The sequence below is a fragment of the Nocardia sp. NPDC051570 genome, assembly GCF_044454005.1.
GTDB lineage: Bacteria > Actinomycetota > Actinomycetes > Mycobacteriales > Mycobacteriaceae > Nocardia.
In genome coordinates this window covers 196460-213027 of sequence record NZ_JBITDI010000014.1, presented here as the reverse complement: position 1 = coordinate 213027, position 16568 = coordinate 196460, and the positions used below count along the sequence as shown (strand labels likewise).

Here is a 16568-nt window from a genome sequence, read left to right as displayed (position 1 = left end):
CCTCCGGCGGGCTGCCCTCTTGGCTCGCTCCGCCGCCCCGGCGCCCAGGGCCGCGCGCCGTCGCTCGCCCTGGGGCTCGCTCCCTTGTGGGTGCGATACGACAGACCGTTTTGTTCCGGAGCGGCATTCTGGGGCTGCTTGGGGTGCTCGGGCGTCGACTTGGGGGGCTCGGGGGGCGAAGTGGTTTCGCGGATCGAGGTGATTGCGCGTAGTTCTGCGTTCACGCGGTCTGTGTCTCGGTCGGGGACGTTGCTCGAGCCGAGTAGGGGGAGGGTGAGGTTGTGGCGCAGGAAGACGGCGGGGGCGACCAGGGTGAGGATTATGGCCGCTGCGGCTACCAGGAGGAGCAGGGAAGTGGTCATGGCGGTAAGTTTGCGCTCATCTACTTACAGACAACAGTGGCAGCTCTGACATTGTTCGTCGATATTCGGCCACGTAGACTTTGGGCATGCTCTCGAAGGTTGCGGTCGTGCTCAATGACCGGCTTGCCATGTTCGAATTCGGTGTCGTCTGTGAGGTATTCGGGCTCGACCGCAGTGAGGACGGGCTGCCGACGTTCGATTTCCGGGTGTGCGGGGCCGAGCCGGGGAAGGCGCTGAGTTCGTCGACGCCGGGGATTTCGGTGACTCCCGAATACGATCTGACCGAGCTGCGGGACGCGGATCTGGTGGCCATTCCGGCCTTTCCGGCGGGGGATCGGGCGAGTATCGACTCCCGGGTGGTCGAGGCGGTGCGGGATGCGGCGGCTCGGGGGGCGACCGTGCTGACGGTGTGCTCGGGTGTGTTTCTCGCGGGGGCCGCGGGGCTGCTCGACGGGCGCAGATGCACGACGCACTGGCGTTATGCGGACGCCCTCGCCGCGATGTATCCAGCCGCGATCGTCGATGCCGATGTGCTGTTCGTCGACGAGGGTTCGCTGATCACCAGCGCGGGCACCGCGGCGGGTATCGATGCCTGTTTACATCTGGTCCGGCGGGAGCTGGGCAGTGCGGTCGCCAACAAGCTCGCCCGGCGCATGGTGGTGCCGCCGCAGCGCGACGGCGGGCAGCGCCAGTTCATCGAACAGCCCGTCCCGGAATGCAATTCCGACAGCCTGCGCAGCACGCTGGAATGGATGAACGAACATCTGGACTTCCCGCATTCGGTGGAGGATCTGGCCGCCCGCGCGGCCATGTCGACTCGTACCTTCGCCCGGCGCTTCGTCGCCGAGACGGGGACGACGCCGGTCAAATGGCTGACCAATCAGCGCATCCTGCTGGCAAAGCAGCTGCTCGAGGACACCGGCCTCGACCTCGAGACCATCGCGGGGCGCTGCGGCTTCGGATCGGGCGCGCTGCTGCGCCATCACTTCCAGCGGGTGGTCGGCATCGCCCCTACCGAATACCGGCGTCGGTTCGGCCAGCAGATCGCTACAGCGATCGCGCCATGACGATGTCGTCGACGTAGCGGCCCGCGATCCGGAACTCGTTGCGCAGCACGCCCTCCACGACGAAACCCTCCCGCTCGTAGAGGCGGCGCGCGGTGGCGTTGGTGGACAGCACCCGCAGCGTGAGCCGGGTGCCGCCCTGGCGTCGCGCCTCGGCGCACGCCTCGTCCAGCAGGGCGCGGGCGATCCCGCGCCTGCGCACGGTCTCATCGACCGCCAGGCCCTGGATCTGGCGCACATGGGCGCCGCTGGGCAGCGGAATCGGTTGTACCAGCCGCAGATAGCCGACCACGCGAGCGTCGAGCTCGGCGACCAGATAGAACTCGGCGTCGGCCGGATCGGCGAAGAAGGTGGCCTCCGGCGCTGGACGCGGGATGACATCGGAGATCGGGGACCAGACGCGCCGGTTCAGATCGGCGAGCGCGGGCTCGTCGGCGGGCACGGCATTGCGGATCGTCACATCACTCACGAGCACCAGTGTGGTCGACGCCGGGACGACCCACAGGTGTGCGGGGATCGGGCGTGAGGTTGGTACCGTGCTGACGTGTTGAACGATGCTGCGAGCGGGCGGGGACTGCGAACGCTGATACTCGGCGGGATCCGGTCGGGGAAATCGGCGTTCGCCGAGGAGCTGGCCGGGCGGGCGGGGGTCGTGCGGTATGTGGCGACGGCCGCGGTGGATCCCGGTGATGCCGATTTCACCGACCGCGTTGCGGCACACCGGGTTCGGCGTCCCGGGCAGTGGACGGTCGTGGAGGGTGATCCGGTGGCGGCGCTGGCCGATCCGGTGCGCATGACCCTGGTCGACGATATCGGGACCTGGCTGACCGGGCGGATCGATGCGCGGGCCGCGTGGGAGGCACCGCGGGGGACGGTCGCGGCCGATACCGATGCGCTGGTGGCGGCGGTGACCGGATATCAGCAGGGGCTGGTGCTGGTGAGCCCGGAGGTCGGGCTGGGCGTGGTGCCCGCGACGCGATCGGGTCGGCTGTTCGCCGATGAGATCGGGGAGCTGAATCAGCGGCTCGCGCGGGTGTGTGACGAGGTGTATCTGGTCGTCGCGGGGGTGGCTACGCGGATCAAGTCCGCGGATGTGGCCGGGCCCGCGGATGTTTCGGCTCCGGCCGACGAGAAGGTCTCCGGCGCGGCCGTTTCCGCCGCGACGGCACCCTCCGGGACCGATCCGGTGGCGACCGGCCTGACGGCCGTGGCCCTCGACAGCGCCGCCGTGCCTACCGATTCGGACTCGCCGGACGCGTCCGTGGGTGACGAAACCGTCCACGACGCACCGATTTTCGCGACGATTCCGGCACTCGATGCTCATATCCGGGCCGAGGCCGAGGCGCGGCAGCTGCGATTGACCAAACCCGCGGGTGCGCTGGGACGGCTGGAGGTGCTGGGGAACTGGGTGGCCGCCTGCCAGGGCGTCTGCCCGCCCAAGCAGTTCGAGCGGGCCCGGGTGGTGATCTTCGCCGGGGATCACGGCGTGGCGCGGCACGGGGTTTCGGCGTATCCGAGTGCGGTGACCGCGCAGATGGTCGCCAACTTCCTGGCCGGTGGCGCCGCGGTGAACGTGTTGGCGCGGTTGGCCGATGCGACCGTGCGGGTGGTGGATATCGCGGTCGACGGCGAGACCGATCCGACCGTCTCCGGCTACAAGATCCGCCGTTCGAGCGGTTCGATCGACCGGGAGGATGCCCTCACCGAAGGACAGGTCAACGCCGCGCTGGCCGCGGGCCGGGCGATCGCCGACGAGGAGATCGACGGCGGCGCGGATCTGCTGATCGCGGGCGATATGGGCATCGGGAATACCACGCCCGCAACGGTTCTCATCGCCTCGCTGACCGATACCGAACCGGTGCTCGCGGTGGGCCGCGGCACCGGGGTCGACGATGCGGGCTGGATGCGCAAGACCGCCGCGGTCCGCGACGCCATGTGGCGCGCCCGTCCGCATCTGAAGGATCCGATCGCGCTGCTGCGCGTGGCCGCGGGCGCGGATCTGGCCGCCGCCGCGGGCTATCTGGCCCAGGCCGCCGCCCGGCGCACCCCGGTCATCCTCGACGGCGTGGTGATCACCGCGGCCGCCCTGCTGGCCGAGATGCTCGCCCCCGGCGCCAAGGACTGGTGGATCCCCGGCCACCGCTCCACCGAACCGGCCCACCAGATGGCCCTCACCAAACTGGGCCTGCAACCCCTCCTGGACCTCGATATGCGCCTCGGCGAGGGCTCGGGAGCGCTGACGGCCCTGCCGATCCTGCGCGCGGCGGTCGCGGCGCTGAGCGAGATGGCGACCTTCGGCGAGGCCGGGGTGAGCACCGCCGAGACCCCGAGCGAGGTCGTCTCCTGACCGCGCCCGGGAGAGTTCGGCGCGGCCCGAAAGTGGCCGGATCCCAGGGGGATTCGGCCCGATGATCCGGTCGCGGTGGTGGGTGCGGCCCGAGGGTGCCCGGCCGCTGTCGGTGTGGTGGCGGCGATGAAGGCTGTGCGACTGGCGTTTTCGTGGTTGAGCGTGTTGCCGGTGCGGGGGCCCGAGGCCATCGATCGGGAGGTGGCGGGGCGGGCGATCGCGTCGGCGCCCCTCGTCGGCCTGGTGCTGGGGTTGGCGGCGGCCGCGTCGATGCGGGTATTCGACGCGGCCGGAACGAGTTCCGCGCTGGGTGGGGTGCTGGTTGTCGGGGGATTGGCGTTGCTCACGCGCGGGATGCATCTGGATGGGCTGGCCGATACCGCGGACGGGCTGGGGTGTTATGGGCCGCCCGAGCGGGCGCGGGAGGTCATGAAGAGTGGTGGGGTCGGGGCGTTCGGGGCCGCGGCCCTGGTGTTCGCCATCGGGGTGCAGGCGTTGTCGTTCGCGGCGCTGGCCGATGCCCATCGGTGGTGGGCGATCGCGGTCGCGGTGACGGTGGGGCGGGTGGCCGTGGTGTGGGCCTGCCGGGGAGCCGCGGCGGCCCCGGGCACGGGATTCGGTGCGTTGGTGGCGGGCACACAGGGCCGTGCGGCGCCCGTCGCCTGGGCGGTATTCGCCGTGGCGGCAGCGTATTTCGCGGCACCGGACCCGTTCTGGCTGGGTCCGGTGGCCGTTGTCCTGGCGTTGGTCGTCACCCGCGTCGTCGTTCGCCACTGCGTCCGCCGTTTCGAGGGGCTGGGCGGTGATGTGCTCGGCGCGGCCGTCGAGATCGCCGTCGCGGTGACGGCCGCGGTGCTGTCGTCGCGTCCCTAGCGATCCGAGCGGGGACGGGTGAGGGTGAAGCTGTCCACGGCCTTCAGCTCGCTGGTGGGGCCGACCAGGGCGTAGTACGTGGCCTTGATCGTGGTGTCACCGCCGGGGTGGCCCGGATCGACGTCGAAGGCGCAGAAGCCGTACGGGTGTTCGGCATCCTTGAAGGCCGACCAGGGTGCCTGCTCCAGGACGTAGACCGGTGTCTTCTTCCCGGTCGCCGGGTCGACGTCGCCGACGGCGGTGATGACGCGGCACTGGTGTCCGGGGAAGAACAGGGCATTGGACGGGGCCGAGGTGCCGCCGCCGCCGATCACCAGATGCACAGTGCCCTTGCTGGTGTCGATCACATCGGTGCGGGTGTCGACCGGTTTGGGGGTGAGGGTGTCGGTGCCGAGGGTGCCGCGCACGGGATGTGAACGCTCGTAATGATGTTCATGCCCGCACAGCACCAGATCGACCTGATACCTGTCGAACAGCGGCAGCCATTCCTCGCGGATGCCACGGTCGGCGCCGTTGAACTTGTCGGCGGAGGAGATCGCGGTCTGGTGCATGAACACCACCACCCAGTCGATGCCGCGGTCGGCGCGCGCGGCCGCCAATTCGGCCTCCAGCCAACGTTTCTGGGCGCCGCCGGAATAGCCGCGCACATAGGTGTTGCCCGCATCCTGATAGCAGATGTCGTCGTTGGCCACCGCGATCACCCGCATACCGCCGACGGTGAACGAGTACCACAGGCCGTGCGACAGCTCCTCGCTGTGATTGTCCGGGACGGTGAAATACGTTTGGAAGGCGTCGTATCCGATCGGGCCGTTACCGAGTTCGTTCTCGTGGTTGCCGGGGGCGGGCATCCACGGCCGGTAGCGGGCCGAGCGAGAGTTGTTGGCCCACCAGTCGTTCCAGGTGCGGATCCGGTCGGTGGACAGGTTGGCGTAGCACAGATCGCCGTTGACGAGGTTGAACAGCGGCGCCAGCCGCTCGATCCCGGCGGTGACGTCCCCGGCGAACGGGGAGCCGAGGTTGTCGTTGACGTACTTGCCGTTGTCGAGCTTGCCGACGGTCGGCGTGCCCTGATCGCCGAAGCTGGTGAACCGGAACGCCGCCCGGCCCGCGGGCGCGGTGCGCAGCGTGCCCAGCTCCGGCGGCGCGCCGTCGTGCCCGGCGGAGTAGACGTAGTCGGTATCGGGGGTGAGCCCGGTCAGCACGGCATGATGGGCCGCAACCTCGATGCCGGACTTGGCATCCCGATAGGTCCGGGTGCGCGCCTGCACGACGGTGCCGAAACCGTCGGTGGCCGTGCCGAATCGGATCTTCGGATCGCTCACCGACCCGACCGTATGCCACGAGATCACCGCCTCCCGCGCGGCATCCGCCCCGAACTGCAGATGAATCCCCGAAACCCGCGGCGCCGCACTGCCATCCGGCCCGGTGATCAGCTCCGCCGACCGCGGCCAGTATTCCTGACCGCCACCGTTGTCCTCGCGCAACGCCGCGGTGGCGCCGGCGCCCACGGCCAGCCCGGCGATAGCAGCCGCCCCGGAAGCTCCGAACAGCCATCGCCTGCTCACACCGCGTTCCGGAGTCGCCTCGGTGCTCTCGGATCCCTCGTGCTCGGTCATGCCCACAGCTAACCTGCCCTCGGTTCTCGGATTGCCACGACACGGCGAACGAGAGGTAAACGACCCCGCCGCCCGGCCTGGCGGCCGGGCGGCGGGGACAGGAGGGCTTGGCGGCCGGGCGGCGGGACAGGAGGGCCTGCGGCGTGCGGCGGGGACGGGAGCGTGCTCCGTTCCCGGCATGCCTTCGGCCGGGAACTACAGCCGCACCGGGTAGGTCGGTTCCTGGATGTCCGGCTTGATGCGGTTCTCCACGAAGATGCCGTGCCAGATCATGAAGATCAGCAGGGTCCACAGGCGGCGGCTGTGGTCGGCGGCGCCGGTGCGGTGGGCGTCGAGCATGGCCTTGATCGCGGACTTGTCCAGCAGGTGGTCGGTCTGGGATTCGGCGATCTGGGTGGCGGCCCAGTCGTAGAGTTCGGGGCCGCGCAGCCAGTGCCGCAAGGGGACCGGGAAGCCCAGTTTGGGGCGATGCAGGACGTGCGGGGGGACGATCGTCTCGAGGGCCCGGCGCAGGGCGTACTTGGTGGTGTCCTTGGTGATCTTCTGGTCGACGGGGATCTGCTCGGCGATCTTGAAGACCTCCGGATCCAGGAACGGCACCCGCAGCTCGAGGGAGTTGGCCATGGTCACCTTGTCGGCCTTGACCAGGATGTCGCCGCGCAGCCAGGTGAACAGGTCCAGATGCTGCATGCGTGCCACCGGATCCCAGCCCCGCGAGCGCGCGTAGATCGGCGCGGTCACGTCCCGATGAGTCCACTCCGGGCGGAAATCGCGCAGCACCGAACGTAATTGGGCATCGTTGAAGCTGCGGGCGTTGCCGTAGTAGCGCTCCTCGAGGGTCAGCGAACCCCGATGCAGCAGGCTTTTGCCGCGCGTACCCTCCGGAATCCGATCCGACAGCTTGCCCGCCAGCGTGCGCACGCCCTGCGGTAGATACTCGAAGGGCTTCAGCGACAACGGCTCCCGGTAGATGGTGTACCCACCGAACAGCTCGTCGGCGCCCTCGCCCGACAGCACCACCTTGACGTGCTTACGGGCCTCCTTGGCCACGAAGTACAGCGGTACCAGCGCCGGATCGGCCACCGGATCGTCGAGATACCAGACGATCTCGGGAATCGCGTTCGCGAAATCCTCCGGGCTCACCATCCGGATGTAATGCTTGGCCCCGATCGCCGCGGCGGTCTCGGCGGCCACATCGGCCTCGGAGTAGCCCTGCCGCTCGAAGGCGGAGGTGAAGGTCAGCAGGTCCGGATTGTGCCGAATGGCCAGCGCCGCGATCGCGGTCGAGTCGATGCCGCCGGACAGGAACGAGCCGACGGTCACATCGGCGCGCATATGCTTGGCGACCGAATCCTCGAGCACCGCGGCGATCTCGCGGTAGCGGCGCTCCGCACCGTTCGGCGCGAACGGCCGCACCCGGAAGGTCGGCTCGAAATACCGCGTGCTGCGGGGCTTTTCACCGGGCGTCAGCGTCGCGTAGCAGCCGGACTCCAGCCGCCGGATGTTCGCGTGCAGCGATTCCGGCTCCGGCACGTACTGCAGCACCGTGTAGTGCTCCAGCGCCCGCATATCCAGCTCGTCCGAAAGCCCCAGCGCCGGAAGCAGTTCCAGCAGGCTCTTCTTCTCGCTGGCATAGGCGGTGCCGTTCGGCCCGGTGGCCAGGAACAGCGGCTTGATGCCGAACGGGTCGCGGGCCAGCGTCATCTGCTTGGTCTCGCTGTCCCAGATGGCGAGGGCGAACATGCCGCGCAGCCGCGCGAACGCCTCGGTGCCCCAATGGTGATAGGCCGCGACGATCGACTCGCCGTCGCCCTCGGTGTGGAACTGCGCGCCGTGCTCGGCGGTCAGCTGCTCACGCAGCTCGAGGTAGTTGTAGATCTCGCCGTTGAACGCCAGTGCATAGCGCTGCGGATTCTCCGGCGGCCCCCAGAACAGCGGCTGATGCGAATGGTCGATATCGATGATCGACAGCCGGTTGAAGCCCAGAATGACGTGTTCGTCGTGCCAGGTGCCGCGCTCGTCGGGGCCCCGGTGCCGCCCGCATTGCAGCGCGTCGTAGACCTGTCGCACGACCTCGTCGGTCGCCACATCGGCGGTCAGAAATCCGAGCAGTCCACACACTGCGGGCAGAACCTCGTTTCCGGATTGGAGGGGTGAGCCGGGAGGCTTCCGAGTATGCCGTAGGCGCGGCTTTCCCGCTGGGCCCGGTGTGTCGAAATCGACCCGGTCACAACACAGCACCCGGTTTGGTCTACGCTGCGTAGTACTCGGGAACTCCCGGGGCGGATCGTGCGTTGCACCCGTCCGCCCGCGAGCGCCCCGAACGTGCTGAGTAGTGCGTCGTCCGTGCACCGGGCGGCGCCGAGTCGGATAGACGACCAGGAAGGCGTTGAGCGTGGCGCACAAGGCGAGCGAAGCGATAGGGGCACGACCCGGCGGAGGCGCAACCTCCGGCCGGGGCCGCATCCTTCGGCGGGCCGGGCTGGCGGTGTCCATGGGGATCACCGTGCTGCTCGTCTCGGGCTGCTCGATCGACAATCCCGTGCTTCGGTTCGGCTGGCCCACGGGTGTGACCCCGCAGGCGACCAAGATGCGGGAACTGTGGACGTGGTCGGTCGTCGCCGCCCTGCTGGTGGGTGTGCTGGTGTGGGGCCTGACCTTCTGGACGGTCGTCTTCCACCGCAAGAAGCCGAACTCCCCGGAGTTCCCCCGCCAGACGGGCTACAACGTGCCGCTGGAGCTGACCTACACGGCGATTCCGTTCGTGATCATCGCGGTGCTGTTCTACTTCACCGTGGTCGTGCAGAACTACGTGCACGAGAAGGTCGGCAATCCGGACGTGGTCGTCGATGTGACCGCCTTCCAGTGGAACTGGAAGTTCGGTTACCAGAAGGCCGTGCTGCCCGGCGGTCAGCTCTACGACGGTGTCGACAAGACCCGCCAGGGCCTCGATCAGCAGATCATCGAGGAGTACAAGGAGCGCAAGTCGCCCAGCGGCCACCCGCAGCCGGGCCCGCTGCACGGTAAGCCCGCCAACGACATCACCTACCTGAACTACGACAAGGTCGAGACGGTCGGCTCCAGCACCGAGATCCCGGTGCTCGTGCTGCCGACCAACAAGATCATCGAGTTCCAGCTGGCCTCGGCCGATGTGATCCACTCCTTCTGGGTGCCGGAGTTCCTGTTCAAGCGGGACGTCATGCCCAATCCGAAGGAGAACCACTCCGACAACATCTTCCAGATCACGAAGATCGAGCGGGAGGGCGCCTTCGTCGGTCGCTGCGCGGAGATGTGCGGTACTTTCCACTCGATGATGAACTTCGAGGTCCGCGCGGTCTCGCCGGAGAAGTTCGAGCAGTATCTGAAGGCCCGCGGGGTCGGTAAGACCAACGCCGAGGCGCTGGCGAGCATCGGCGAGTCCCCGGTGTCGGTCACGACCCACCCGTTCGATACCGCGCGCACCGCCCGCGGCGCGACCGTCGCCGAGAGCAAGTGAGGACTGATCTGACATGAAGGTCGAAGCACGCATCTTCGAGCTGCTCACGGTGTTCTTCATCATCGTGGCGGTCATCTATGCCTTCTTCACCGGCCAGTCGCGCACCGGCGTCGAATGGGCGGGCACCACCGCGATCGTGCTGACCGCGGGGCTGACCCTGATCGTCGGCACCTACTTCCGCTTCGTGGCGCGTCGTCTCGATCTGCGCCCCGAGGACTACGAGGATGCCGAGATCGTGGACGGCGCCGGCGATCTGGGCTTCTTCTCGCCCGGTAGCTTCTGGCCCATCCTGATCGCCGGGTCCGCGTCGGTGACCGCCATCGGCTTCGCGTTCTTCCAGCTGTGGCTGATCGCGATCGGCGTGATCTGCGTTCTGATCACGGTCGGCGGACTGGTGTTCGAGTACCATCTGGGCCCCGAGAAGCACTAGGGTAGCCAACGACGAACGCCCCGGCCGATATCGGCCGGGGCGTTCGTCGTTGTGTCACATGGCGATCGGGTCAGTCGATCGTGTCGTACAGCCGGGCCCGTTCGGCGCGGCAGATGTCGGCGATGCCGGAGTCGATGTCGCGCAACAGATCCGGTGTGCCCGGCTTGCCGGAATAGGTGCCGATGGGGCGCACCCGGCAGGTGAAGGAGATGAATCCGTGGTCCTCGCCGGACAATTCGTGCAGATAGGGCGAGCGCACGCCGTAGGTGAGGGCCGAGATGACGGTGAAGGCGCCGTTGCGTTCGCGGTGCTCGGTGAGCAGATCGTGCAGCTGATGGAAGACCGCGGTGTAGCTGGACAGCGGGGCGAAGACCGCGACCCGGTAGGCCGGTCCGCGCTCGGAGGAGGTGATCACCGTATCGGCGAGGTATTCCGCGTCGCGCAGGGTGAGCACCTTCGGGGCGAACATCAGCGCGCCGGCGGCGGCGTTGCGGACGGGCATCCCGGCCGGGCCCTTGGCGGCCGAGGCGATGGCGCCCAGCGATTTCCGGGCCCGGGCGCCGAGTTCGCGGCGGGCGCGCAGCGAGGGGGTGGCGGCGGTGGGGTGCAGGCTCGACCACTGACCGAAGCGCACGGTGCCCAGCTGGATGTTGCCGGTGCCGACGGGCCGTGAGACGCGCAGCGGCGCGGTGTCGACCCAGCGGCCGACCTGCAGCATGGCGTCACCGGGCTTGACGATCTCGGCGAGCGAATGCTCGACGAAGGTGTCGAAGTCCAGGAAGCGGTGCGCGTCCGAGGTCAGCCAGGTGCGATCCTTGTCGACCTCCACGGCCTCGAGGGTCAGCGCGGTGATGATGCCCGCGCGCCCGCCGCTGCCGAGAATGCGCCGGAACCGGTCGGCGTGATGGGTGCGCCCGCAGGTGCCGAATCTGCCCTCGGGATCGACGTATTCGAGCGAGACGACGTTATCGCTGAACATGCCGTACCGATGCGAGGCCCCGCTGAGCCCGCCCACGGCCGCGAAGCCGCCCGCGGTGATCTCGCGATGGTCCCCGACGATCGGCAGGCCCAGCCCGTGCACGGCCAGGGTGCGGTCGATATCGGACAGCCGCGCGCCGCCCTGCACCCGCACCAGCCGGGCGTCGGCGTCGACGGCCTGCACCCGGTTCATCCGGCGCAGCGACAGCACGACACGCCGGTCCGGCGGGCCGAGCTCATCCTCGGCGGTGGGCTCGCCGCCGTAGACGGTCAGTGTTTGTGGCCGTGAATCGCGAACTGTACGAACGACATCCGCGGTGTCGCGGGGTAGGAATTCCTCCGGCAGTGCGGCCAACGTCGTGCTCATGGCCCCACAGCTAACCACACCCCGGCCACTTCGTCTGCCCCCAATGCGTCGGCTCGACGACGGCCGTGGTGAGGGGCAGTCCGTGGCGCGAAAGCGCCACGTTTCACTTCCACTGGGACAACCAGATTCGGACTTCGGCGGCGGTGCGCAGCCGGATGATCCGCACCCCGGGATGGTCGGCCGCGAGCGCCTCGGTGCGTGCGCGGCGGTGCGCGTGCCGGGCCCAGGCCCAGCGGATGGGATGGTCGGGCGACGGCCAGTTCCGGAAGGATTCGCGATTGCCGTTCCAGAGTTCGCGGCGCAGCAGGGCGCGCAGGAACGAGCGGCGGATCACGCGGAACATCACCGTGCGGCGCGGCAGATCCAGCCAGACGACGGTATCGGCGCGGGTCCACAGCAGATCACCCAGGATCGCCTGGTACTGATCCTCGGTGATCCAGCGAGGGCCGATGCTGAAGCGCTCCACATCGGCCTCGAAGTCCGGGCGCCTGGTCCAGTTCGGCCCGTGATGCAGGGCGTCGAGCTCATGCCGAGGCACTCCGAGCCGATGCGCCAACGCCGTTGCCAGGGTGGTCTTTCCGGCTCCCGATATGCCGGATATCAGGATCCGTTCCACGGTGGCGAGCTTAGTCGGCGATCGCCTCGATATCGGCCCCCGGCGTCAGGGCGATCGTGCCGTGCCCGCGCGGTGATTCCAGCCCTCCCTCGACGCTAGGAGCTCAACTTTGCTCGAGGTCAATTCACGCGGCGGGGAAGTCCGTCGGGCATGGTGTGAGAGAGCGGCACAATGACTGAGACATGCTGTCTGCCAACAGAGTTCAGCCTTGCGTTGGGGCGGTGCGGCGAGGAGGATGGCCGGGAAGAACTACCATTCGGGAGGAATGTCGTGACGGCAACGGATCTCGGCAGTGCCTGGACCTCGATTCCGGGGCCCGACGGCGATGGGCTGGCCGAGATCGCGGCCGCGGGTGGATTGCACAACTATCAGTTGCGCCTGCATGCCGAGTACGGGTCCGTTGTCCGGTTCCCGCTGCCGGGCGTGCCGCGGGCGGTGTCGGTCGCCGATCCGGTGCTGCTCGAGCCGGTCGCGCGGATCGACGCCCGCCCGGACGCGCTGTTCGAATTCCTTGCCCCGCTGCAGGAATCGGGCAATCTGCAGACCATGGACGCCGCCGAACATGTGCCGTGGCGGCGGGTGCTGCTGTCGGTGCTGGCCGGACGGTCCTCGCACGAGCGGCATTTCGCGGAATTCGTGGCGTTGACCGAGGATGTGGCCGATCGCTGGGCGGCCGCGGGCGGCCCGATCGCCCTGCAGCAGGATCTCAGCGAGCTGTCGCTGCGGATGATCTGCGCCTACGCGCTGGGGGCCGGATGGCGATCGGGGGAGCGGGCGGGCCGGGTGGTCGCGGCGTTCGAGGAGGTGCTGACCGAATATCTGGGCCGGCTCTACGAGACCGACAGCGGCGACGGGGCCGGTGGTGTGCGCGCCGAGGGGGCCCTGGCCTATCTGCGCGCGACCGTCGACGACATCCTGGCCGCCCATCGCCGCGACGCGCGGATCCCCGGCGACGACAGCGATCTCATCGCCGCCCTGGCGGCCGCGGGACAGCCGCCCGCGCGTATCCGCGACACCGTGCTGATGATCATGCTGGCCGCGCATCACACCACGGGCGTCGCGGTCTCCTGGACCCTGTATCTGCTGGCGCAGCATCCCGCGATCGCCGACCGGGTGGCCGCCGAACTCGCCGAGGTCCTCGGCGACCGCACCCCCGAATACCGCGACCTCAAACGCCTGACCTATCTGCGCATGGTCCTGCAGGAGTCGATGCGGCTCTACACCCCCGGGCCCTACGGCGCCCGCGAGGCGACCGAGGATATGGCCGTCGGCCGCTACCCGATCCCGGCCGGAACGACGATCTTCCTCCCGTTCCGGGCCATCCACATGAACCCCGAATACTGGCCCGCCCCAGACCGATTCGACCCCGACCGCTTCGCTCCCGAGCCTTCCGCGGCCCGGCACCGCTACGCCTATCTCCCCTTCGGCCTCGGCCCCCGCGGCTGCGAGGGCGCGGCGCTGGCCATGGTGGAGGCGGAACTGGTCCTGGCCGTGCTCATCCGGCGTTTCCGCTTCGAACCCGTTGCGGGGCATCCGGTGACACCGATCGAACGATTCGTGCTGTGGGCGGCCGACGATATCCGGGTACACCTCACGCCCCGCACCCGCTGATTCAGCGAGCCATCTCGACGGCCTTCTCCGTATACACGCGGTAGCCGAAATTCGGTTTGTAGCCGTGGATTTCGGGGGTGTCGAGAGCCCGGATGAAATCCAGGACCGCGCGGCTGAACAGCTGGCCGGGCACCAGCACCGGAAAGCCTGGGGGATAGGGCGTGACGAAGGTCGCCGAGACGACGTCCACTCCGGCGTCCAGCCGTTCGTAAATCTGCTCGCCACTGAGGTATTCGCAGTTGGTGTCGTCATAGGACAGGTAGAACGCCCGGCGGACATCGCCCTCGGGTGTCGGCTCGCTCCCGCCGTGATCCAGGAATGCGGGATCGAAGCCGCCGAAATCGGGCAGAGGGACCGAGCGTTCGGTCAGCCGGTGTACCGCCTGCTCGAAATGCTCGCGCTCACCCAGGCTCATCTCGGAGATGTTCTGGTCGAGCTCGCGCGCGATCTCGACCAGAACCTCCACCAGGAAGGCGACCGAACTGCGCGTGGTGCCGATATTGGTCATGAACAGGACGCTGTTGCGCGAGGTCTTGTTGATCTGAATTCCGTAGCGGTCCATCAACTGCTGGCGTTTGAAGGTGTCGCCGTCATAGCCGGTGCGCCCGATCGACAGCGTGATTCTCGACGGGTCCAGAACGAATTCGTCCTGCCCCCACGCGGCCATCATGGTGCGCAAACCCGAGCGCAGGGGCTGGGCGATGGCCGAGGGCCGGAAGCGCTCCGGGATCAGATCTGAGGTGCGAAGGCAGTTCATGTACTTGCTGAGCAGCGGATGATTATCGATCGCGTCGCGCAGCTGCATGGCGTTCTCGATCTGCCGCTGCACCAGTTCGACGCCCTCCAGCGCCGCCTGGCGGCGACCGAGATCCAGCGATGCGAGGATCTGGTAGTTGGGTGAGGTCGAGGTGTGGGCCATATAGGCCTCGTGGAACGATTCGGCGACCTTCTGGTCGAAATCCTGATCGAAGACGTGGATCATCGATCCCTGCCGCAGTGCGGTCAGCGTCTTGTGCGTGGACTGGGTGGCGTACACCCGCACCCGGGCGCGTGCCGGGTCCGGTATGAGGCGACGGTCCAGAAGGTCGTCGTCGCTGGGTGTTTCGGCGGCGAGAGTCTCCTCGAAGCGGCGTTGGTAGGCCGGGTCCTGCAGTCGTTCGCGCAACGCCCGGGCCGATGCCATCGCGGTGCGGGTCCGATAGACCGGATGGAATCCGGCGAATGCGAACCATGCCTCGTCCCACAGGAATACCAGGTCGGGCTTGATGGCCAGACATTCCTCCATGACGCGCTCGACGTCGTAGACGATTCCATCGAAGGTGCAGTTGGTCAGCGACATCATCTTGACGCGGTCGAGCTTTCCGGCGCGGCGCAGCGCCAGCAGTTTCGACTTGATCTCGCGCAGCGGCACCGCGCCGTACATCGAATACTCGTGGAGCGGATATGCCTCCAGATATACGACATTCGCGCCCGCGAGCATCATCCCGTAATGATGTGACTGATGGCAGTTGCGGTCCAGCAGCACGATATCTCCGGGCGCCACCAGCGCCTGGGTGACGATCTTGTTGGCCGTGGACGTGCCGTTGGTGACGAAGTAGGTGTGGCGCGAGCCGTAGGTCTGCGCCGCGAGTTGTTGTGCCTCACGCAGGGGCCCGGTCGGTTCGAGCAGCGAATCGAGGCCGCCGCAGGTCGCCGAGGTCTCCGCCATGAATACATCCAGGCCGTAGAAGCTCGCCATATCCGTGATCCAGTGCGAGTTGACGATCGACTTGGCCTGCGAAATCGGCAGGGCGTGAAAGACTCCCGTGGGCCGGCGACTGTATTGCTTGAGCGCGCTGAAGAACGGGGTGTGATAGCGCGCCGCGACACCCTGCAGGATCGACAGGTGCAGTTCGAGCATGCCTTCCCGGGCGTGGAACACCCTGCGGAAGTATCGGCCCAGGCGTCCGGCGATCTCCTCCACCTCGATCTCGGTCATGAGGTACAGGTCGAGTTCGGGCCGCAACTTCGCCAGCGAGAGCGCGAGGATCTGTGCGCGTTCCTCGGGCGTCTGATGATCTTCCAATTCGTGGGAAACGTCGCTGTCGACGAACTCCGACAGCGACGACAGATCCCGGGTCGATTGATGCGAGAAGCGCCGCCGGATCACCACGGCCTGCAGATTGACGTTGAGCCGCGCCGCGATGAGGGCCTCGTCTCCGCTGGCCACCACCACCAGCTCGTAGACGAATTCATCGTCCGGGCGACGCCATTTGCGCACCTCGCTGCGCAGCGCGCGTTCCTGATCCTCGGTCATCTTCTCGACAACGAGCACCTCGAAATACGGCCGGTCACGCTGTGCCGCCGATTGCGCGAGCTGCCGCGGATCCGATGGAAACATGTCCAGATCATCGGCGCCCGCGTTCTCCACATCGCCAGACCGATAGGATTCCGTGGTCAGCGCCCGATTGATCCGCCCGACCGCCTGCGCGAACTTGTCATATCCACCGGCGGTGAAAAGCCTTTGCATTCGCGCGAATTGAGGCGCACCGGGATAAGCCCAGTAGGGCTCCAAAGTACTCAGCCGGCCCAGCAATTCCTGACAGGCCCCCGCCCACTTCTCCTTCGATTCCCCGATAGTGGTCGGCCGCGTCAGCCGATCGGAAGCCTCCTCCAATCGACACCACGAGTCACTGCGGACCTGCCACAGACTGTTGTACGCGCGCAAATGTTCCGTCATGGCGGTCCTATCCCGAGTCACCGTGACCCGTCCGTCCGCGCTCAAGGCTGGCAGGCCCGGCCCGCGTAGGGGTGGACGCGAGCCGAACG

At 67.9% G+C, this 16568-nt stretch carries 13 protein-coding genes; 6 read left to right on the top strand and 7 right to left on the bottom strand.

Annotated elements, in window-relative coordinates; translation table 11 throughout:
• On the bottom strand, nt 1–362 hold a 362-nt coding region (locus ACIA76_RS31270), incomplete at its 3' end, for a hypothetical protein (protein WP_397156996.1).
• An 86-nt stretch (nt 363–448) separates the two neighbouring features.
• On the opposite strand from ACIA76_RS31270, the gene ACIA76_RS31265 reads away from it, so the two are divergent.
• Nucleotides 449–1429: a helix-turn-helix domain-containing protein gene (locus ACIA76_RS31265; RefSeq protein ID WP_397156993.1), complete on the top strand. Its 981-nt coding sequence runs from the start codon at nt 449–451 to the stop codon at nt 1427–1429.
• On the opposite strand, the gene ACIA76_RS31260 is transcribed toward ACIA76_RS31265, so the two are convergent.
• Nucleotides 1410–1895, bottom strand: a complete 486-nt coding sequence (locus ACIA76_RS31260) for a GNAT family N-acetyltransferase (RefSeq protein WP_397156990.1) — start codon at nt 1893–1895, stop codon at nt 1410–1412. The two genes, ACIA76_RS31265 and ACIA76_RS31260, sit on opposite strands and share 20 nt — an antisense overlap.
• A gap of 75 nt (nt 1896–1970) precedes the next feature.
• Here ACIA76_RS31260 and cobT point away from each other — a divergent pair, with 75 nt between their 5' ends.
• Together cobT and ACIA76_RS31250 are read left to right on the top strand one after the other, a co-directional pair.
• Nucleotides 1971–3773 (top strand): nicotinate-nucleotide--dimethylbenzimidazole phosphoribosyltransferase, encoded by a 1803-nt coding sequence (gene cobT / locus ACIA76_RS31255; RefSeq protein ID WP_397156987.1) that lies wholly within the window; start codon nt 1971–1973, stop codon nt 3771–3773.
• 126 nt (nt 3774–3899) lie between these two features.
• A complete protein-coding gene (locus ACIA76_RS31250) occupies nt 3900–4646 on the top strand; it encodes an adenosylcobinamide-GDP ribazoletransferase (RefSeq protein WP_397156985.1) in 747 nt (248 codons plus the stop codon).
• On the opposite strand, the gene ACIA76_RS31245 is transcribed toward ACIA76_RS31250, so the two are convergent.
• Entirely contained in the window at nt 4643–6262 is a 1620-nt protein-coding gene (locus ACIA76_RS31245) for a purple acid phosphatase family protein (RefSeq protein WP_397156983.1), read from the bottom strand. The two genes, ACIA76_RS31250 and ACIA76_RS31245, sit on opposite strands and share 4 nt — an antisense overlap.
• A gap of 195 nt (nt 6263–6457) precedes the next feature.
• On the bottom strand, nt 6458–8383 hold the full coding sequence (gene asnB, locus ACIA76_RS31240; protein WP_397156980.1) for an asparagine synthase (glutamine-hydrolyzing): 1926 nt from the start codon (nt 8381–8383) through the stop codon (nt 6458–6460).
• Nucleotides 8384–8756: 373 nt separating this feature from the next.
• Between asnB and ACIA76_RS31235 the strand changes: the two genes are divergently transcribed.
• On the top strand, nt 8757–9758 hold the full coding sequence (locus ACIA76_RS31235) for a cytochrome c oxidase subunit II (RefSeq protein WP_397157017.1): 1002 nt from the start codon (nt 8757–8759) through the stop codon (nt 9756–9758).
• 13 nt (nt 9759–9771) lie between these two features.
• Nucleotides 9772–10188 (top strand): cytochrome c oxidase subunit 4, encoded by a 417-nt coding sequence (locus tag ACIA76_RS31230; RefSeq protein WP_397156978.1) that lies wholly within the window; start codon nt 9772–9774, stop codon nt 10186–10188.
• Nucleotides 10189–10258: 70 nt separating this feature from the next.
• On the opposite strand, the gene ACIA76_RS31225 is transcribed toward ACIA76_RS31230, so the two are convergent.
• A complete protein-coding gene (locus ACIA76_RS31225; RefSeq protein WP_397156976.1) occupies nt 10259–11533 on the bottom strand; it encodes an FAD-binding oxidoreductase in 1275 nt (424 codons plus the stop codon).
• A gap of 103 nt (nt 11534–11636) precedes the next feature.
• Nucleotides 11637–12149, bottom strand: a complete 513-nt coding sequence (locus tag ACIA76_RS31220) for an AAA family ATPase (protein ID WP_397156973.1) — start codon at nt 12147–12149, stop codon at nt 11637–11639.
• 270 nt (nt 12150–12419) lie between these two features.
• On the opposite strand from ACIA76_RS31220, the gene ACIA76_RS31215 reads away from it, so the two are divergent.
• Nucleotides 12420–13760, top strand: a complete 1341-nt coding sequence (locus ACIA76_RS31215) for a cytochrome P450 (protein ID WP_397156971.1) — start codon at nt 12420–12422, stop codon at nt 13758–13760.
• A gap of 1 nt (nt 13761) precedes the next feature.
• Here ACIA76_RS31215 and ACIA76_RS31210 read toward each other — a convergent pair whose 3' ends face one another.
• Complete coding sequence (locus tag ACIA76_RS31210) at nt 13762–16479, bottom strand: aminotransferase class I/II-fold pyridoxal phosphate-dependent enzyme (protein ID WP_397156968.1); 2718 nt, start codon at nt 16477–16479, stop codon at nt 13762–13764.
• Nucleotides 16480–16568: the final 89 nt, after the last annotated feature.

Excerpts from the sequence above, each read along its gene's own strand:
- ACIA76_RS31265 (WP_397156993.1), top strand. The coding sequence starts at position 449 with ATGCTCTCGAAGGTTGCGGTCGTGCTCAATGACCGGCTTGCCATGTTC.
- ACIA76_RS31250 (WP_397156985.1), top strand. The coding sequence starts at position 3,900 with ATGAAGGCTGTGCGACTGGCGTTTTCGTGGTTGAGCGTGTTGCCGGTG.
- ACIA76_RS31245 (WP_397156983.1), bottom strand. The coding sequence starts at position 6,262 with ATGACCGAGCACGAGGGATCCGAGAGCACCGAGGCGACTCCGGAACGC.
- ACIA76_RS31235 (WP_397157017.1), top strand. The coding sequence starts at position 8,757 with ATGGGGATCACCGTGCTGCTCGTCTCGGGCTGCTCGATCGACAATCCC.
- ACIA76_RS31230 (WP_397156978.1), top strand. The coding sequence starts at position 9,772 with ATGAAGGTCGAAGCACGCATCTTCGAGCTGCTCACGGTGTTCTTCATC.
- ACIA76_RS31225 (WP_397156976.1), bottom strand. The coding sequence starts at position 11,533 with ATGAGCACGACGTTGGCCGCACTGCCGGAGGAATTCCTACCCCGCGAC.
- ACIA76_RS31210 (WP_397156968.1), bottom strand. The coding sequence starts at position 16,479 with ATGACGGAACATTTGCGCGCGTACAACAGTCTGTGGCAGGTCCGCAGT.